This is a genomic window from Kitasatospora sp. NPDC048407 (genome assembly GCF_043200475.1).
Lineage (GTDB): Bacteria > Actinomycetota > Actinomycetes > Streptomycetales > Streptomycetaceae > Kitasatospora.
Map to the genome: position 1 here is coordinate 328,599 of NZ_JBICXW010000005.1, position 16,437 is coordinate 345,035.

Here is a 16,437-nt window from a genome sequence, read left to right on the forward strand (position 1 = left end):
GTGCAAATGGAACGGGCGGCGTGTGCTCAGCCGCAGGTTCCGCGCCATCGACGTCCGGGGACCTGTCCGGGCTCGCAGCCGATCACGTAGCGCACCCGCCGCCCCAGCGCCCGGCGTGCGGGCGCGCGGCAGCCGCGCGGGCGGCAGCCGGGAGCGAGGCGGGTGGCGATCGACATGGCGGAGGGTCAGCCCCGCCCGTTGTTGCGCAGCGCCGGGTGCGCCCCGGCGGCGACCAGGTCGGCGACCGCGGTGCGCGGGTCGCGGCCGGTCACCAGGGACTCGCCGACCAGCACCGCGTCGGCGCCCTGGTTGGCGTAGGTGATCAGGTCGTGCGGGCCGCGCACCCCGGACTCGGCGACCTTGACGATGTGCGCCGGGATGGCGTCCACCACGTTGCCGAAGGTGTTCCGGTCGACCTCGAGGGTCTTCAGGTTGCGGGCGTTGACGCCGATGATCTTCGCGCCGGCGTCCACCGCGCGCGCGATCTCCTCCTCGTCGTGCACCTCGACCAGCGGGGTCAGCCCGATCGACTCGGCCCGCTCGATCAGCGAGACCAGGGCCGGCTGCTCCAGCGCGGCAACGATCAGCAGCGCCAGGTCCGCGCCGTGCGCGCGGGCCTCCCACAGCTGGTAGGCGGTGACGATGAAGTCCTTGCGGAGGATCGGCGTCTCGACCGCGGCACGCACCGCGTCCAGGTCGGCCAGCGAGCCGCCGAAGCGGCGCTGCTCGGTGAGCACGCTGATCGCGGCGGCCCCGCCGGCCGCGTAGTCGACCGCCAGCGCGGCCGGGTCGGCGATCGCCGCCAGCGCGCCCTTGGACGGGCTGGAGCGCTTGACCTCGCAGATCACCCGGACACCGTCGCCGCGCAGTGCGGCCACGCCGTCCTTCGCCGCGGGTGCCTTCGCCGCGAGCTCCTTGAGCTCGTCCAGGGAGGTCCGGGCCTGTCGCTCGGCGAGGTCCTGCCGGACCCCGTCGATGATCTCGTCGAGCACAGTCACGCGTGCGCCCCCATCATGTTTCGCTGGTGTGGCCGGGGACACAGGTGCACGGCCCCGGCCTTTCGATGGTATCGGGCCCCGGGGGCGCACTCCGCATCCGACCGGCGTGCGTCTCGATCGGCGGACCGCCCGGCGCGCGTTCAGGGCCTGCCCCGGACCGCCGCGCGCACTCGCTCAGACCACCGGGGGCGCGAGCCCGGCGCCGATCGGCAGGTTGCGGAGCACCGCGAACAGGGCCAGCGCCAGCATCAGCACGACCGTCTGCCGGCCGGTCAGCCGGAAGCCGGCGGGGCGGCCGCGCAGCGCCCGCACCGTCCAGCGCAGCCACAGCGCGAGCGCGGCCAGCGCCAGCAGCGTCACCAGCAGGTTGTCGTGGGCGGCGGTCAGCAGCTCGCCCCTGGTCAGCGCGTGCACACAGCGCAGCCCGCCGCAGCCGGGGCACCACCAGCCGGTGGCCTGCAGCACCGGGCAGACCGGGTAGTGGCCGGGGGTGTTCGGGTCGACCGCGGCGACGAACGCGGTGGGCATCGCCACCGCGACCAGCGCCGCCAGCGGGCGGACCAGGCGGCGCGGCGCAAAGCCGGCAGTGGGAGCGTTCACGGCCACGATTGTGCCCGGGCCGGCCCCGAGGACGCGCCGGAAAACGCCGAACGGCGGGCGCGCGGCCCGCCGTTCGTACCGTGTCCCGCGGTCAGGCCGCGGTGACTGCGCTGCGCTCCTCGGTGGGCGCCGGCGCGAAGTTCTTGCTGGGCTGCTTGCCCATGCCTGCCATCGACATCGCCTTGCCGACGACGCCACCGATCAGGACCACGGCGAGGCCCGCGATGGTCAGCACGACGCTCGGCATGATCATGGCCACGCCGGCCACGCAGAAACCGACGAAGGAAATGACCACGCCGGTCCACGCGGCGGGAGTGTGGCCGTGCGCTGCTGAAGCCATTGATGCTGCTCCTTGTTCTACCTGGGCCCCGCTCGGGCGGTCCTGGGCGGCGCTCGACGGGTTGACACCCCCATTGTGCCGGGCCGAACACGGCGTCCCCAAGCGGGGGCCACCGTGGTGCCGAGCACACTCAGCCGGTGGGGTCCTCGCCGCGGTCCAGCGCCTTCCACAGGTCAGCGGGACTGTTGGCGCCCGCCGGGGTCTTCCCGGCCGGACGGCTGCGGGTCGGGGCCTCGTAACGGGAGCCCATCGCGGGCCAGTTGCGGCCGAAGCACACGGTCAGCGCGCCCGCCACGACCAGCAGCAGGCCGCCCGCCAGCGCCACCCACGGCCAGCCGGTGCGGGTGATCTGCTCGGCGTGGCCGCTGGTCAGCCCGAGCTGCCCGGCCGCGGCGGCGTGCAGGCCCGCGGTGTCGGTGCGGCCGATCACCGCCCCGGCGACCGCGCCCACGCCCGCCAGTGCCGTCAGCGCGCCCACCAGCATCCGGGCCCGGCCGCGCACCGCGAACACCGCGACGGCGGCGGCCATCGCCACCAGCGCCATGCCGGTCGGCAGGCCGGTCAGCGTGCTGCCGGAGGCGTGCACCGCGATCCGGCCGCCGTCCGTGCCCGCCACCACCCCCTCCGCCCAAGTGCGGCCGACGGAGGTCAGCAGCAGGGTGGCGCCGAGCGCGGTCAGCAGCAGCATCAGCGCGAGGGGGCCACGGGACTTGGATGCAGCGGGGGTCTCACTCACCCGACCAGTGTCCCCGACCGCACGCGGCGGCCCGCTGCCGGGTCGGTCAGCGCAGCGTGTTCGCGGCGGCGACCGCCCGCAGCACCGCGGTGGCCTTGTTGCGGCACTCGGTGTCCTCGGCGTGCGGGTCGGAATCGGCGACCACGCCCGCCCCGGCCTGCACGTACGCGGTGCCGCCGCGGATCACCGCGGTGCGGATCGCGATCGCGGTGTCCGAGTCCCCGGCGAAGTCCAGGTAGCCGACGCAGCCGCCGTACAGGCCGCGCCGGGTCGGCTCCAGCTCCTCGATGATCTGCATGGCGCGGGGCTTGGGCGCACCGGACAGCGTGCCGGCCGGGAAGCAGGCGGTGAGCACGTCGAGCGCGCTGCGGCCCTCGGCGACCTTGCCGGTGACGGTGGAGACGATGTGCATCACGTGGCTGTAGCGCTCGACCGCCATGAACTCCACCACCTCGACCGAGCCCGGCGCGCAGACCCGGCCCAGGTCGTTGCGGCCCAGGTCGACCAGCATCAGGTGCTCGGCCCGCTCCTTCGGGTCGGCCAGCAGCTCGGCGGCCAGCTCGGCGTCCTCCAGCGCGGTGGCGCCGCGGTGCCGGGTCCCGGCGATCGGGTGCACCATCGCCTCGCCCTCGGCGACCTTGACCAGCGCCTCCGGGCTGGAGCCGACCACGTCGAAGCCGCCCTCCGCGCCGCCGTCCGGGCCGGGGAAGCGGAACAGGTACATGTACGGGCTGGGGTTGGTGGTGCGCAGAACCCGGTAGACGTCCAGCGCGGACGCCTCGCAGGGGGCCTCGAAGCGCTGCGAGGGCACCACCTGGAACGCCTCGCCGGCCCGGATCCGCTCCTTCACCACCTCCACCGCCTTGCGGTAGGGCTCGCCGCCGAACGGCGAGTGCGCGTCCACCTCGGTCGGCGTCCAGGTCGCCAGGCCCGGGTCGACGGGGCGGCGCAGGTCGGCCTCCATCGCGTCCAGCCGGGCCACCGCGTCGGCGTACGCCTCGTCCACGCCGGTGGCCAGGTCGTTGTGGTTGACGGCGTTGGCGATCAGCAGCACGGTGCCGGACGCGTGGTCGAGCACGGCCAGGTCGGTGGCCAGCAGCATGGTCAGCTCGGGCAGCCGCAGGTCGTCCGGGGTGAGGTTCGGCAGGTTCTCCAGGCGGCGGACCACGTCGTAGCCGAGGTAGCCGACCAGGCCGCCGGTGAGCGGCGGCAGGCCGTCGTCCGGGTGCCGGGGGGTGTGCAGGGCGGCCAGCGTGGCACGCAGCACCTCCAGCGGGTCGCCGGAGGTCGGGATGCCGACCGGCGGTTCGCCCAGCCAGCGCGCGCCGCCGTCCTGGCCGACCGTCAGAACGGCGCCGGAGCGCACCCCGACGAACGAGTACCTGGTCCAGCTGCCCTGCTCGGCGGACTCCAGCAGGAAGGTGCCGGGCCGCTCGGCCGCCAGGCTGCGGTACACGCCGATCGGGGTGAGGCCGTCCGCGAGGAGCCGGCGGGTGACGGGAATGACCCGGGTGTCTGCGGCGAGCGCGCGGAAAGCCTCAAGTTCCATGGGGCACCGATCAGATGAGAGAGCGGGTGGTCGGGAACAGGCTAGCGGGACAGCGGCAGCACATCGGCGTCGAAACAGGTCCGCTCGCCGGTGTGGCAGGCCGCGCCGACCTGGTCGACCTTGACCAGCAGGGTGTCGCCGTCACAGTCCAGCGCGACGTGCTTGACGTGCTGGAAGTGACCGGAGGTGTCGCCCTTCACCCAGTACTCGTTGCGACTGCGGCTCCAGTACGTGCAGCGGCCGGTGGTCAGGGTGCGGTGCAGCGCCTCGTCGTCCATCCACCCGAGCATCAGCACCTCGCCGGTGTCGTACTGCTGGGCGACGGCGGGCACCAGACCGTCCGGGGTGCGCTTGAGGCGGGCGGCGATCGCCGGGTCCAGGGCGGTGCTGCCGGGGGCGGCGGGGTTGATCGACATGCAGTCCATTCTCGCAGGCGGGCCCGGCCGGCCCGGGTGGCCCCGCCAGGGCGGTAGTTTGACCCCCGACGAAAAACAGAACTGCTCTGCACGATGGGGGATTTGCCGGGTGAGTCAGTACCAGCCGCAACCATTGCCGACCGTCGCCTTCGGTCACCACCTGCTTCAGCGGACGGCGGGCGAACACCTCTACCCCGGCGAGCCGATGATCGGCACCTGGGCGATGAAACTGGACCGCCTCGCACCGCTCTGGTGGGACCGCGACACCGTCCGCGCCGCGAGCCACGCCCCGCTGGCGTGGATCTACAACTTCTTCGTGCGGCTCTGGTACGGCTTCCTGCTGTACTTCCTGCCGCGCTGGTTCGTCTTCTGGTTCACCCCGGACATCCACCTGCGGCGCCCGTACGGCCTGTCGCTGACCCGGCGCGCCTACCGGGCGATCCGCCGGCCGATGCACGGCGGCTCGCTGAGCGGCGACGAGGGCTCGACGGCCTGGCAGTTCTGGCGGGCGGTACGGACCACGCCCGGCGAGAAGCTGCGGGCCGACCACGACTACTTCACGGTGCTGCTGACGGACCGCCGGCTGCTGATCCTCAGCCGCTGGGACCTCCTGCAGGCCAAGCAGCACTACCGCGCCGTCCCGATGTACGAACTCCCGCTCGGCAGCTGGTGGCTGCGCCCCGACACCCCGAACGACATCTGGGCCGCCCGCCAGGACCTGCTGTTCGCGGACGGCTCCTGGATCGCCCTGGACTTCGAGGACGAGGCCGAGCGCGAGGCGTTCCGCGCGGCGACGGCCGGGCGCTGACCGCACGGACCGCACGACGAGGCCCCGCCGCCGTACCCGGGTACGGCGGCGGGGCCTCGGTCATCTGTCAGCCGAACGCGGTCGCGATCCGCGACTCGTCCACCCGGTACGGCGCCGGGTCGTTGGCCAGGCCCACGTCGTGCAGGAGCTCCTGCTTGATCGCTTCCTTGTTGACGGGGCTCTTCAGGCCCTCCTTGCCGACCGCCATCGCGGACTGGCCGGCCGCCTTCAAAGTGCCCTTGACCGTGCCGTCGCCGCGCTGCACCGGGTCGTCGTCCTCGATGCCGAGCAGGTCTCGGAACTGGTTGTTGGCCCACTTGCTGGCCTCGCCGTCGAGCTGCTGGGCGGCCTTGGCGATCATCCCCTCGCCCTGCTCCAGCTCCCGCATGCCCTGGACCGCGGTCTTCACGGTCTTGACCTGCTTCAGCGCCCGGCTGACGCTGCTCAGGTTGCGGACCGCCTTCACCGCCTGGCCCATCTCCTTCAGCGCCTTCAGCAGCGCCTCCAGCTTCTGCGCCAGCTGGGCCGAGACCCGGCCCACCCGGGCCACGAAGACGGCGATCTCCGCCTCGGTGATCAGCGCGTCCGCGATCAGGCCGATGCCCATGGTGAACACCGCGATCACCGCCTCGGCGGCCAGCGACACGATCAGCGCCTCGATCGCCTCGCTGATGATCTGGATCACCATGCCCTCGGCCATCGCGCACTCCTGCGCCGCCGAGTTGATGATCTGCGCGGTCTCCAGCATGCCCTGCGCGGTCTGGTCGAGCGCGTCCGCGACCTCGCCCATGTGACCGCCGAACGCGTCGCTGGCGCCGCCCGCCCACGCCTCGGAGAGCGGCACCGCGCCGCCCCGCAGCTCGGTCGCGACCGACTGCACGGCGTGCGCCTGCGCCTGCCACTCCTCGGCGGCCGCGTTCAGCTCCGCGAGGTTGCCGGTGACCTTCTCCAGCATCTCGATCAGGCCGGACTGCTCCAGCGCCCACTCGACCGCCTCGTCGAGCATGCCACCCAGGCCGTTGCGGTCGGGGTGCTCGGCCGGGGGCAGGTGCGCCATCGCCTGCTCGACCCGGGCGTGCGCCCAGGCGTAGGCGTCACTGGCACCGAGCATTCCGCCCAGGCCGCCCGGCATGCTGCCCGGATCGACGGGGTAGGGGCCGCTCCACATACCGCCGCCACCCCCGGCACCGCGGCCCGGGTCGAAGTGGAAACCCGGGTCCGGGTCGTAGCCCGGGTCCCGCCCGGGGCCGCGCGGAATGAGGTCCTCCCAGCCATCACCCGGCGCCGGCCGCCCGACCGGCCCACCGGAGGCACCCCCGCCGCCCTCGCCGCCACCCTCGCCGGCGCCCGGCTCGGCGGCCGGCGGGTCCTTCGGGCCGAAGATCTGGTCGCCGGCCCACTCGGTACCGCGCTGGGTCAGGCCGTCGAGGATGGTCGAGGCCGTGCCCTTCAGCTTGCCCTTGAACCAGCCCTCACGCGGATCGATCGGCCCGACCCCGTCGGCGCCGCCGTCATCGCCGCCCGTCGGGTGGTTCGGCGCCTGCGGAGGCTGCTGCGGATGCGGCGGCTGCTGCTGCTGCGGCACGTGCGGCACCTGCGGCGGGGGCATGTGCGGCGCCTGCGGCGCCTGCGGCTGCTGCGGGTGCCGGATCTCCGGCGTCTGCGACACCGGCGGGCGCGACGGCTGCGGGGCCGGGCGCGGCGGGGGCGGCGGGGGCGGCGTGATCCGGCGCGACGGGGCGGGGGTCGAGACCCTGTTGTTGTTGGAGGAACGGTTCGCCATTACATGCCACCGCCCATCGTGCGCACCACGTGGTCCTCGTGGTCCATGTAGTTCTGCGAGACGCCCGCCAGCCCCTCGGAGGTGTTGTTGACGGCGTTGCCGAGCACGCCGACGTTCTCCTTGTTGGCGTTCGCGTGCTCCTGGTACGCCGAAGCCAGGTGCTGGGCGTTCGGCAGGTGCCCGAAGGCGTTGGACGAGATGGTGATCGCGGCGGTGGCCGACGCGATCCTGCTCAGCAGTTCGGACTGCTCGGCAAGCAGTGACGCATATCGATCGAGTGCGCCCGGTTCGACCCGAAATCCGCCGTCCCCCATGACAGTTGCCCTCCCTCGGCGACCTTTCAACTGGCCGGTCATCCTACTGATTCACAGGCAAAGGCTTCGCAAACAGATGTCCGAAAAGCACTGCCGCGCCCATCGCCGAACCATCACAATGGCGGTGGAACCAGGGGGTTGGCATGAGTGGGCGACAGAAGACGGTCCTGACTGCGGTGGTGGCGGTCCTTCTGGCGGCCCTGGCCGCCGTCCTGCTGTGGCCCGAGCCGCACCGCCCGGCCGCCGCTCCACCGCCTCCCCCCAGTTCCTCCCCGGCACCTTCACCGAGTCCGACCAAGGAAATTCCGTACCCGTACTTCACCCCGGGCACGTGTTTCCAGGTCCCGCGGCTCAGCAAGGTGCAGCAGCCCACCGCCGTCCCCTGCGACCAGCCGCACGACGCCGAGGCGATCGCCAACGCGGACCTGCCGGACGGCCTGGCCGACCTCCCGGCGATCTTCCGCACCCTGACCGAGCTGTGCAAGGCCCCGACGACGCAGGCCCTCCAGCGCACCGCCGACGGCCCGCGCCACGCCACCTCGGTCGGCCTGCCGCTGGAGTTCTACCAGCAGGGGTTCCGCGGCATCACCTGCGCCCTGACCTTCAAGGCCTGACCCCACCCGTCAAGTGCGTGCAGGATCACGTGCGCGCCAACGTTCAAGGCCCGACCTGCTGCGTAGGCTGTGCGGCATGTCGAGCCTTGCACGGGCCGAGCGTGCCCGTCTTACCGGATTGTTGTCGGCGGCCGGCCCGGACGGGCCGACCTTGTGCGGGGGGTGGCTGACCAGGGATCTGGCGGCCCATCTGGTGGTGCGGGAGGGCCGGCCGGACGCGGCGGCCGGGATCAAGGTGCACGCGCTGGCGAGGTGGACTCGGCGGGTGCAGGACCGCGCGGCGAGGCGCCCGTACGAGCAGTTGGTGAAGTCTTTCCGCTCGGGGCCGCCGGCGTTCTCGCCGTTCAACCTGCCGGGTGTGGACGAGGCGGCGAACCTGCTGGAGTACTTCGTGCACGCGGAGGACGTCCGCCGGGCGGTCCCGTTCGAACCGGAGCCGGTGTCGGCCGAACTGGCGGAGGCGCTGTGGCGGCGGGTCCCGATGGCGGCCCGGCTGGGCGAATCGCGCCCGGCGGTCTCGCTGCGGCTGGCGCGGCCGGACGGCCGGGAGGTGACGATCCGTCGCGGGGAGCGGCCCCTGGTGACGGTGACCGGGGAGCCGGGCGAGCTGGTGCTGTTCCTGTTCGGACGCGGCGCGAAGGCGGCGGTGACGGTGCAGGGCGAGCCGGAGGCGGTCGCCGAGCTGGCCGAGGCGCTGCCGCTGCCGGAGAGCTGACGAACCGTTCGACGCCCCCACCGGGCCGGTGGGGGCGCCGCTGCGTCAGCGGACGGGGTGGCCGGTGGTCCGGAGTTCGTCCTTGACCTGGCCGATCGTCAGGTCGCCGAAGTGGAAGACGCTGGCGGCGAGCACGGCGTCGGCGCCGGCGTCGACGGCGGGTGCGAAGTCGGCGAGCTTGCCGGCCCCGCCGGAGGCGATGACGGGCAGCGAGACGGCCTTTCGGACGGCGCCGATCATCTCCAGGTCGTAGCCGTCCTTGGTGCCGTCGGCGTCCATCGAGTTCAGCAGGATCTCGCCGGCGCCGAGTTCGGCGGCCCGCACCGCCCATTCGACGGCGTCCAGGCCGGTGCCCTGGCGGCCGCCGTGGGTGGTGACCTCGAAGCCGGAGGCGGTCTGGGTGCCCTCGGGGCAGCGCCGGGCGTCCACCGACAGGACCAGCACCTGGCGGCCGAAGCGCCGGGCGATCTCGCGGATCAGTTCGGGGCGGGCGATCGCCGCGGTGTTGACGCCGACCTTGTCCGCGCCGGCCCGCAGCAGCTTGTCGACGTCCTCGGTGGTGCGCACGCCGCCGCCGACGGTGAGCGGGATGAACACCTGCTCGGCGGTGCGGCGGACCACGTCGTAGGTGGTCTCCCGGGAGCCGGACGAGGCGGTGATGTCGAGGAAGGTCAACTCGTCGGCGCCCTGGGCGTCGTAGAGCTTGGCGAGTTCGACCGGGTCGCCGGCGTCGCGCAGGTTCTGGAAGTTGACGCCCTTGACGACGCGTCCGGCGTCCACGTCCAGACAGGGGATCACGCGTACTGCGAGTGTCACGGCTGCTTGCCTTCCAAAGTGCGGGCCAGGCCGGGGCGGTGGGCCTCCAGCTCGACCTCGACCATCATCCGGGAGTCGGTCAGGCCCTGCACGACCACCATCGTGGTGACCGGCCGGACCTGGTCGAAGAGTTCCTTGTGGGCGCGGCCGACCTCGTCGCAGTCCCGGACGTGGGTGAGGTACATCCGGGTGCGGACCACGTCGGCGGCGGTGAGTCCGTAGCGGTCGAGCGCCTCGAAGGCCACCTTGAAGGCGGCGATCGTCTGCTCGTACGGGTCGCCCTCGACCAGGGCGACCTTGTCGTCGAAGGCGGTGCAGCCCGCGACCAGGACGAAGTCCCCGGCCACCACTGCCCGGGAGTGTCCGTACGCGTCCTCCCGGGAGGACGCTTCGGACTGGGGGGCGTCGGCGGCCGGGGTTTCGTCGGTCATCGGGACACAGCCTCCAGGGCCTCTTCGAGGGTGAACTTCTGCTCGTAGAGGGCCTTGCCGACGATCGAGCCCTCGACGCCCTCCGGCACCAGGGTGGCGATCGCGCGCAGGTCGTCCAGCGACGACACGCCGCCGGAGGCGACCACGGGGCGGTCGGTGGCGGCGCAGACGTCGCGCAGCAGCTGGAGGTTGGGGCCGGTCAGGGTGCCGTCGCGGTTGACGTCGGTGACCACGTAGCGGGCGCAGCCCTCGGAGTCCAGGCGGGCCAGGACGTCGAACAGCTGGCCGCCGTCGCGGGTCCAGCCGCGGCCGCGCAGGGTGGTGCCGACCACGTCGAGGCCGACGGCGATCTTGTCGCCGTGCTCGGCGATCACCTTGGCGACCCACTTGGGGCTCTCCAGGGCGGCGGTGCCGAGGTTGACCCGGGTGCAACCGGTGGCGAGCGCGGCGGCCAGCGACTCGTCGTCGCGGATGCCGCCGGACAGCTCGACCTTGATGTCGAGCCGGCCGGTGACCTCGCGGAGCAGGTCGCGGTTGCTGCCGGTGCCGAACGCGGCGTCCAGGTCGACCAGGTGCAGCCACTCGGCGCCGGCGTTCTGCCAGGCCAGGGCGGCGGCGAGCGGCTCGCCGAAGGAGGTCTCGGTGCCGGAGGCGCCCTTGACCAGGCGGACGGCCTGCCCGTCGCGGACGTCGACGGCGGGCAGCAGTTCGAGGCGGTTGGTCATGATCCGTTGGTCTCCCAAGTCGGAGGGCGTCAGAGGGTGTCGACCCAGTTGGTCAGCAGGGCGGCGCCGGCGTCGCCGGACTTCTCGGGGTGGAACTGGGTGGCCCACAGCGGGCCGTTCTCCACCGCGGCGACGAACGGCTGCCCGTGGGTGGCCCAGGTCACCTTGGGGGCGCGGATCTTCTCGGAGTGGGTCTCCAGCAGCCAGTGCCGCACGCCGTAGGAGTGCACGAAGTAGAACCGGGTGTCGGCGTCCATCCCGGCGAACATCCGGCTGTCCGCGGCGGCGTCGACGGTGTTCCAGCCCATGTGCGGGACGACCGGCGCGTCCAGCGGCTCGACCACGCCGGGCCACTCGTCGCAGCCCTCGGTCTCGATGCCGTGCTCGACACCCTTCTCGAACAGGATCTGCATGCCGACGCAGATCCCCAGCACCGGGCGGCCACCGGCCAGCCGGCGGCCGATGATCTGCTCGCCGCGCACCGCCTTCAGGCCGCGCATGCACGCCTCGAAGGCTCCAACGCCCGGCACCAGCAGGCCGTCCGCGTCCAGCGCCTGCTGGAAGTTGGAGGTGACGGTGACGTTGGCGCCGGTCCGTTCGACGGCGCGCTGGGCGGAGCGCAGGTTGCCGGAGCCGTAGTCCAGCACCACCACGTTCTTGCTCATGTCGCGAAACTCCTAGTAGCGCAGGATGCCGGCGGCCAGCAGCATGGCCGAGGCGAAGCCGAGGACGACGATCACGCTCTTCGGCTTGTCCTGCTTCCAGAACGAGTAGACGCCGGCGGCGAAGAAGAGGCCGAGGAAGATCATTACCGATGCCATCAGAGAGCACCCTTCGTGGACGGGAGGATGCCTTCGGCGCGCGGGTCCCGCTCGGAGGCGTAGCGCAGCGCCCGGGCGAGCGCCTTGAACTGGCACTCCACGATGTGGTGCGCGTTGCGGCCGTACGGCACGTGCACGTGCAGGGCGATCTGGGCCTGCGCGACGAAGGACTCCAGGATGTGCCGGGTCATCGTGGTGTCGTACGAGCCGATCATCGGGGCCATGCCCTCGGGCTCGGTGTGCACCAGGTACGGGCGGCCCGACAGGTCGACGGTGACCTGCGCCAGCGACTCGTCCAGCGGGACGGTGCAGTTGCCGAACCGGTAGATGCCGACCTTGTCGCCGAGCGCCTGCCGGAAGGCGGCGCCGAGGGCGAGCGCGGTGTCCTCGATGGTGTGGTGGGTGTCGATGTGCAGGTCGCCGTCGGTCTTCACGGTGAGGTCGAAGAGGCCGTGGCGGCCGAGCTGGTCGAGCATGTGGTCGTAGAACCCGACGCCCGTGGAGACGTCCGTCCTGCCGGTTCCGTCGAGGTCGATCTCGACCAGGACGGAGGTCTCCTTGGTGGTGCGTTCGACGCGGCCGATACGGGACATTGCGGGGTTACAGCTCCTTGATCACGGAGGACACGGCGGCCAGGAAGGCGTCGTTCTCGGCGGGCGTTCCGGCGGTGACGCGCAGCCAGCCGGGCACGCCGTTGTCGCGGACCAGCACGCCCTGGTCGAGGATCGCCTGCCACACCGCGTGGGTGTCGGCGAAGCGGCCGAACTGGATGAAGTTGGCGTCCGAGTCGGTCACTTCGAGGCCGAGCTCGCGCAGCGCGACCACCAGCCGGTCACGCTCGGACTTCAGCTGCGCGACGTAGCCGAGCAACGTGTCGGTGTGCTCCAGGCAGGCCAGCGCCGTCGCCTGGGTGACCGCCGACAGGTGGTACGGCAGCCGGACCAGCTGCACCGCGTCCACCACGGCCGGATCGGCGGCCAGGTAGCCGAGCCGCAGCCCGGCCGCGCCGAACGCCTTCGACATGGTGCGCGAGACCACCAGGTTGGGGCGGCCGGCCAGCAGCGGCAGCAGCGAGGCGCGGTGCGAGAACTCGACGTACGCCTCGTCCACCACCACCATGCTCGGCTTGGCGGCCTGCGCGGCCTCGTACAGCGCGAGCACCGTGTCGGCCTCGACGGCGGTGCCGGTCGGATTGTTCGGCGAGCAGATGAACACCACATCCGGGCGCAGCTCGGCGATCGCCGCGCGGGCCGCGTCCAGGTCGATGGTGAAGTCCTCGTTGCGCGGGCCGGAGACCCAGGCGGTGCCGGTGCCGCGGGCGATCAGCGCGTGCATCGAGTACGAGGGCTCGAAGCCGATCGCGGTGCGGCCGGGCCCGCCGAAGGTCTGCAGCAGCTGCTGGAGCACCTCATTGGAGCCGTTGGCGGCCCACACCTGGTCCTTCGTCACGGCGTGGCCGGTGGTGCGGCTCAGGTACGCCGCCAGGCCGGTGCGCAGCTCGACCGCGTCCCGGTCCGGGTAGCGGTTGAGCTGCCGGGCGGCGTCGGCGACCCGCTCGGCGATCCGGGCCACCAGGGGCTCGGGCAGCGGGTACGGGTTCTCGTTGGTGTTCAGCTGGACGGGCACGTCCAACTGCGGTGCGCCGTAAGGGGACTGGCCGCGGAGTTCGTCCCGGACGGGGAGGTCGTCGATGGTCGTCACGAGCTGGGGACACTCCACTCGAATCGGGCCTTGATCGCATCGCCGTGGCCGGGCAGGTCCTCGGCCTCGGACAGGTTGACCACGTGCGCGGCGATGTCGGCCAGCGCCTGGCGGTCGTACTCGACGACCTGGACGCCGCGCAGGAAGGTCTGCACGGACAGGCCCGAGGAGTGGCAGGCGCAGCCGCCGGTCGGCAGCACGTGGTTGGAGCCGGCCGCGTAGTCGCCCAGCGAGACGGGGGTGAAGCGGCCGAGGAAGATCGCGCCGGCGTTGCGCACCCGCTCGGAGACGGCGTGCGGGTCGGCGGTCTGGATCTCCAGGTGCTCGGCGGCGTACGCGTTGACGACGGCCAGGCCCTGGTCCAGGTCGTCGACCAGGATGATGCCGGACTGCGGGCCGCCCAGCGCCTCGGCCACCCGCTCGGAGTGCCGGGTGCGGGCGACCTGGGTCTTCAGCTCGGCCTCCACCGCGTCGGCCAGCTCCGCCGAGGCGGTGACCAGCACCGAACCGGAGGTCGGGCCGTGCTCGGCCTGGCTGATCAGGTCGGCGGCGACCTCGGCGGCGTCCGCCGTGTCGTCCGCGAGCACCATGATCTCGGTCGGGCCGGCCTCGGAGTCGATGCCGATCCGGCCGGCGAACAGCCGCTTGGCGGCCGCCACGTAGATGTTGCCGGGGCCGGTGACCAGGTTGACGGGCGCGCACTCCTCGGTGCCGAGCGCGAACATCGCCACCGCCTGGGCGCCGCCCACCGCGTACACCTCGTCCACGCCGAGCAGCGCGCACGCCGCCAGGATGGTCGGGTGCACCCGGCCGCCGAACGCCTTCTGCGGCGGCGAGGTGACGGCGATGCCGGTCACTCCGGCCTCCTGGGCGGGCACCACGTTCATCACAACGGAGGACGGGTAGACCGCCAGACCGCCCGGCACGTACAGGCCGACCCGGTCCACCGGCACCCAGCGCTGGGTGACGGTGCCGCCGGGCACCACCTGCGTGGTGTGGCCGCTGCGCCGCTGGTCGCCGTGCACGGCGCGGGCCCGGCGGATCGACTCCTCCAGCGCGGCGCGCACCTTCGGGTCGAGCTGCTCCAGGGCCTCGGCGATCTGCTCGGCCGGGACGCGGGTGGACGTCAGCCGCACCCCGTCGAAACGCTCGGTGATCTCTATCAACGCCGCCACGCCACGATGGCGTACGTCCTCCGCGATCGGCCGCACCTTCTCAAGGGCGGCCTCCACGTCGAACTCGGCACGGGGCAGCACGTCGCGGGGGTCCTGGTCGGAGCCGCGGAGGTCGATTCGAGAGATCACACGGCCAAGTGTAAGGAGTGGCGAAAAACCACATCCGGGCATTTCAGTCCGTGATACGAAAGGTGAGACGGCTACAAGATCATCGGGGGGCGCGGTGGATCAGGCACCGGACGACTGGACGGACACCGAGCGCGGCCTGTGGGAGGCGTTCCGCCACGGCGACGTGTACGACCTGCGGGCCGACCGCTCCGACCCCCGCACCGACCTGGTCCGGCCCGCCCCCGCCGGGCAGGCCGTCCGCCCGGACGACGAGAGCCGCGGCCCCGACGACCCGTTCGACTCCACCCCCTGGGGGCCGGAGCGCACCGTCCGCGCCGAGGTGATCGCCCGGCTGCTGCTGCACGGCCCCGCCCCCGCGCCCGGCAAGGTCACCTCGCTCAAGCTCACCGGCGCCCGGATCACCGGCCGGCTCGACCTGGCCGGCGGCCGGATCGACGGCTACGTCGAGCTGCGGCTGTGCCGCTTCGACCACAAGCTGCTGCTCTCCGAGGCCTCCGCCGCCACCCTGCGGCTGGTCTCCTGCGCACTCCCCCGGCTGGAGGCGTCCCGGATCGCCACCGAGGGCGACCTGCACCTGGCCCGCTGCGGCATACCCGCCGGCGTCCGGCTCACCGACGCCCGGATCGGCACCGACCTGCTGCTCAACCAGTCCGCCATCGGCCCCGACAGCTTCGGGCGCTCGCTGTCCGCCGACGGGATCGGCGTCAACCAGGACTGCGAGGCCGAACGGCTCGACGTGCTCGGCGAGGTGGGCCTGCGCTCGGCCCGGATCGGCGGCCGCCTCTCGCTGCGCGGCGCCACCCTGCGGGCCTCGCCCGTCAACCCCAACGCGCTCAACGCCCCGCGGATCACCATCGGCCACACCCTGTACCTGTCCGGCTCCGCCGACGCCGACTGGACCGGCTCCCGCACCGTCTACGGCTCCGGCTACGGCGAACCCGCCACCGCCGCCTACGAGGACGTCACCCACACCCCGTTCCGCTCCTGGGGCCGGGTCCGGCTCTCCGACGGCCGCTTCGACAACGCCTGCCTGATCACCGCCGCCGAGTTCCACCTCGGCCCCGACCAGGAACTCTCCCTCAACCGGATCCAGACCCCCGAGCTCCGCTTCACCTGCCGAACCCCGCCCACCGGCACCGTCAGTCTCAACCGCGCCCGGATCGGCAACCTGGTCGACTCCCCCGACGCCTGGCCCACCGACCGGCACATCTCACTCACCGGCTTCAGCTACGAATCGCTCCGCCCCGCCGAGCCCTTCCCGCTGGAACGCCGCGTCGAATGGCTGGAGTCCGGCGCCGAGTTCCGCCCCGAGGCGTACGAGCAGCTCGCCGCGGCCCTGCGCCGCGACGGCGCCGACGAGGACGCCCGCACCGTCCTGCTCGCCAAGCAGCGCCGCCGACGCGCCACCCTGCCGCTGCCCGGCCGGCTCTGGGGCCACCTCCAGGACGCCGCCGTCGGCTACGGCTACCGCCCCGGCCGGGCCGCCACCTGGCTGGTCCTCGCCTGGGCGCTCGGCACCATCTACTTCCAGGAACACCCGCCGAAGCCGATCAAACCCGACGAAGCGGTGGCGTGGAACCCGGCCCTGTACGCGGCCGGCAAGGTCCTCCCCCTGATCGACCTCGGCCAGGCCGGCTGGAACCCCGACCGCCCCGGCCAGTGGGTCGCCACCGCCCTGGTCCTGACCGGCTGGGTCCTCGCCACCACCGCCGTGGCCGGCGTCACCCGCCTCCTCCAGCGCGGCTAGCCGGTAAGTCCGGAGCGGC

Annotated in this window: 21 protein-coding genes; 4 read left to right on the plus strand and 17 right to left on the minus strand. The window is 72.8% G+C overall.

Going from position 1 to position 16,437, the window contains the following annotated elements; translation table 11 throughout:
* Nucleotides 1-26: 26 nt before the first annotated feature.
* The 7 genes from trpM to hisI all read right to left on the minus strand — a co-directional run bounded on the left by trpM (nucleotide 27) and on the right by hisI (nucleotide 4,639).
* On the minus strand, nucleotides 27-176 hold the full coding sequence (gene trpM / locus ACGFWJ_RS13425) for a tryptophan biosynthesis modulator TrpM (RefSeq protein WP_360291891.1): 150 nt from the start codon (nucleotides 174-176) through the stop codon (nucleotides 27-29).
* Nucleotides 177-185: 9 nt separating this feature from the next.
* On the minus strand, nucleotides 186-998 hold the full coding sequence (trpC, locus tag ACGFWJ_RS13430; protein WP_387645829.1) for an indole-3-glycerol phosphate synthase TrpC: 813 nt from the start codon (nucleotides 996-998) through the stop codon (nucleotides 186-188).
* 174 nt (nucleotides 999-1,172) lie between these two features.
* A complete protein-coding gene (locus ACGFWJ_RS13435; RefSeq protein WP_387645832.1) occupies nucleotides 1,173-1,598 on the minus strand; it encodes a DUF2752 domain-containing protein in 426 nt (141 codons plus the stop codon).
* A gap of 91 nt (nucleotides 1,599-1,689) precedes the next feature.
* On the minus strand, nucleotides 1,690-1,938 hold the full coding sequence (locus tag ACGFWJ_RS13440) for an HGxxPAAW family protein (RefSeq protein WP_392948614.1): 249 nt from the start codon (nucleotides 1,936-1,938) through the stop codon (nucleotides 1,690-1,692).
* Between the two features lie 130 nt (nucleotides 1,939-2,068).
* Complete coding sequence (locus ACGFWJ_RS13445; RefSeq protein ID WP_392948617.1) at nucleotides 2,069-2,674, minus strand: TIGR02234 family membrane protein; 606 nt, start codon at nucleotides 2,672-2,674, stop codon at nucleotides 2,069-2,071.
* Nucleotides 2,675-2,720: 46 nt separating this feature from the next.
* A complete protein-coding gene (locus tag ACGFWJ_RS13450) occupies nucleotides 2,721-4,223 on the minus strand; it encodes an anthranilate synthase component I (RefSeq protein ID WP_387645840.1) in 1,503 nt (500 codons plus the stop codon).
* 41 nt (nucleotides 4,224-4,264) lie between these two features.
* Nucleotides 4,265-4,639, minus strand: coding sequence for a phosphoribosyl-AMP cyclohydrolase (gene hisI, locus ACGFWJ_RS13455; protein ID WP_387645842.1), 375 nt, complete (start codon nucleotides 4,637-4,639; stop codon nucleotides 4,265-4,267).
* Nucleotides 4,640-4,748: 109 nt separating this feature from the next.
* Between hisI and ACGFWJ_RS13460 the strand changes: the two genes are divergently transcribed.
* Nucleotides 4,749-5,447 (plus strand): hypothetical protein, encoded by a 699-nt coding sequence (locus tag ACGFWJ_RS13460; RefSeq protein ID WP_392948620.1) that lies wholly within the window; start codon nucleotides 4,749-4,751, stop codon nucleotides 5,445-5,447.
* Between the two features lie 67 nt (nucleotides 5,448-5,514).
* On the opposite strand, the gene ACGFWJ_RS13465 is transcribed toward ACGFWJ_RS13460, so the two are convergent.
* Complete coding sequence (locus ACGFWJ_RS13465; RefSeq protein ID WP_392948623.1) at nucleotides 5,515-7,230, minus strand: WXG100 family type VII secretion target; 1,716 nt, start codon at nucleotides 7,228-7,230, stop codon at nucleotides 5,515-5,517.
* Nucleotides 7,230-7,544 carry a hypothetical protein gene (locus ACGFWJ_RS13470; RefSeq protein WP_387863922.1) on the minus strand — a complete coding sequence of 105 codons (315 nt, stop codon included), beginning with the start codon at nucleotides 7,542-7,544 and terminating at the stop codon, nucleotides 7,230-7,232. The genes ACGFWJ_RS13465 and ACGFWJ_RS13470 overlap by 1 nt, the downstream gene beginning before the upstream one ends.
* A gap of 143 nt (nucleotides 7,545-7,687) precedes the next feature.
* Between ACGFWJ_RS13470 and ACGFWJ_RS13475 the strand changes: the two genes are divergently transcribed.
* Together ACGFWJ_RS13475 and ACGFWJ_RS13480 are read left to right on the plus strand one after the other, a co-directional pair.
* On the plus strand, nucleotides 7,688-8,158 hold the full coding sequence (locus tag ACGFWJ_RS13475; RefSeq protein WP_392948626.1) for a hypothetical protein: 471 nt from the start codon (nucleotides 7,688-7,690) through the stop codon (nucleotides 8,156-8,158).
* A gap of 76 nt (nucleotides 8,159-8,234) precedes the next feature.
* Entirely contained in the window at nucleotides 8,235-8,873 is a 639-nt protein-coding gene (locus ACGFWJ_RS13480) for a TIGR03085 family metal-binding protein (protein WP_392948629.1), read from the plus strand.
* Nucleotides 8,874-8,918: 45 nt separating this feature from the next.
* On the opposite strand, the gene hisF is transcribed toward ACGFWJ_RS13480, so the two are convergent.
* Genes hisF through hisD form a run of 8 tightly spaced genes read right to left on the minus strand, consistent with a single transcriptional unit; the run spans nucleotide 8,919 to nucleotide 14,671 of the window.
* On the minus strand, nucleotides 8,919-9,689 hold the full coding sequence (hisF, locus tag ACGFWJ_RS13485) for an imidazole glycerol phosphate synthase subunit HisF (protein ID WP_387645857.1): 771 nt from the start codon (nucleotides 9,687-9,689) through the stop codon (nucleotides 8,919-8,921).
* A complete protein-coding gene (locus tag ACGFWJ_RS13490; protein WP_387863925.1) occupies nucleotides 9,686-10,120 on the minus strand; it encodes a RidA family protein in 435 nt (144 codons plus the stop codon). Before ACGFWJ_RS13490 ends, hisF begins: the two co-directional genes overlap by 4 nt.
* Nucleotides 10,117-10,845, minus strand: a complete 729-nt coding sequence (gene priA, locus ACGFWJ_RS13495; RefSeq protein WP_392948632.1) for a bifunctional 1-(5-phosphoribosyl)-5-((5-phosphoribosylamino)methylideneamino)imidazole-4-carboxamide isomerase/phosphoribosylanthranilate isomerase PriA — start codon at nucleotides 10,843-10,845, stop codon at nucleotides 10,117-10,119. Before priA ends, ACGFWJ_RS13490 begins: the two co-directional genes overlap by 4 nt.
* A 29-nt stretch (nucleotides 10,846-10,874) precedes the next feature.
* Complete coding sequence (gene hisH, locus ACGFWJ_RS13500; RefSeq protein ID WP_387645862.1) at nucleotides 10,875-11,510, minus strand: imidazole glycerol phosphate synthase subunit HisH; 636 nt, start codon at nucleotides 11,508-11,510, stop codon at nucleotides 10,875-10,877.
* A 12-nt stretch (nucleotides 11,511-11,522) separates the two neighbouring features.
* Complete coding sequence (locus ACGFWJ_RS13505) at nucleotides 11,523-11,666, minus strand: hypothetical protein (RefSeq protein WP_387645865.1); 144 nt, start codon at nucleotides 11,664-11,666, stop codon at nucleotides 11,523-11,525.
* A complete protein-coding gene (gene hisB / locus ACGFWJ_RS13510) occupies nucleotides 11,666-12,259 on the minus strand; it encodes an imidazoleglycerol-phosphate dehydratase HisB (RefSeq protein WP_387645867.1) in 594 nt (197 codons plus the stop codon). The genes ACGFWJ_RS13505 and hisB overlap by 1 nt, the downstream gene beginning before the upstream one ends.
* Nucleotides 12,260-12,266: 7 nt before the next feature.
* Nucleotides 12,267-13,367: a histidinol-phosphate transaminase gene (locus tag ACGFWJ_RS13515; RefSeq protein ID WP_392948637.1), complete on the minus strand. Its 1,101-nt coding sequence runs from the start codon at nucleotides 13,365-13,367 to the stop codon at nucleotides 12,267-12,269.
* Nucleotides 13,364-14,671, minus strand: a complete 1,308-nt coding sequence (gene hisD / locus ACGFWJ_RS13520; protein ID WP_392948639.1) for a histidinol dehydrogenase — start codon at nucleotides 14,669-14,671, stop codon at nucleotides 13,364-13,366. Before hisD ends, ACGFWJ_RS13515 begins: the two co-directional genes overlap by 4 nt.
* Nucleotides 14,672-14,765: 94 nt before the next feature.
* Here hisD and ACGFWJ_RS13525 point away from each other — a divergent pair, with 94 nt between their 5' ends.
* Nucleotides 14,766-16,418, plus strand: coding sequence for an oxidoreductase (locus ACGFWJ_RS13525; RefSeq protein ID WP_392948641.1), 1,653 nt, complete (start codon nucleotides 14,766-14,768; stop codon nucleotides 16,416-16,418).
* The last annotated feature ends 19 nt before the right edge of the window (nucleotides 16,419-16,437 follow it).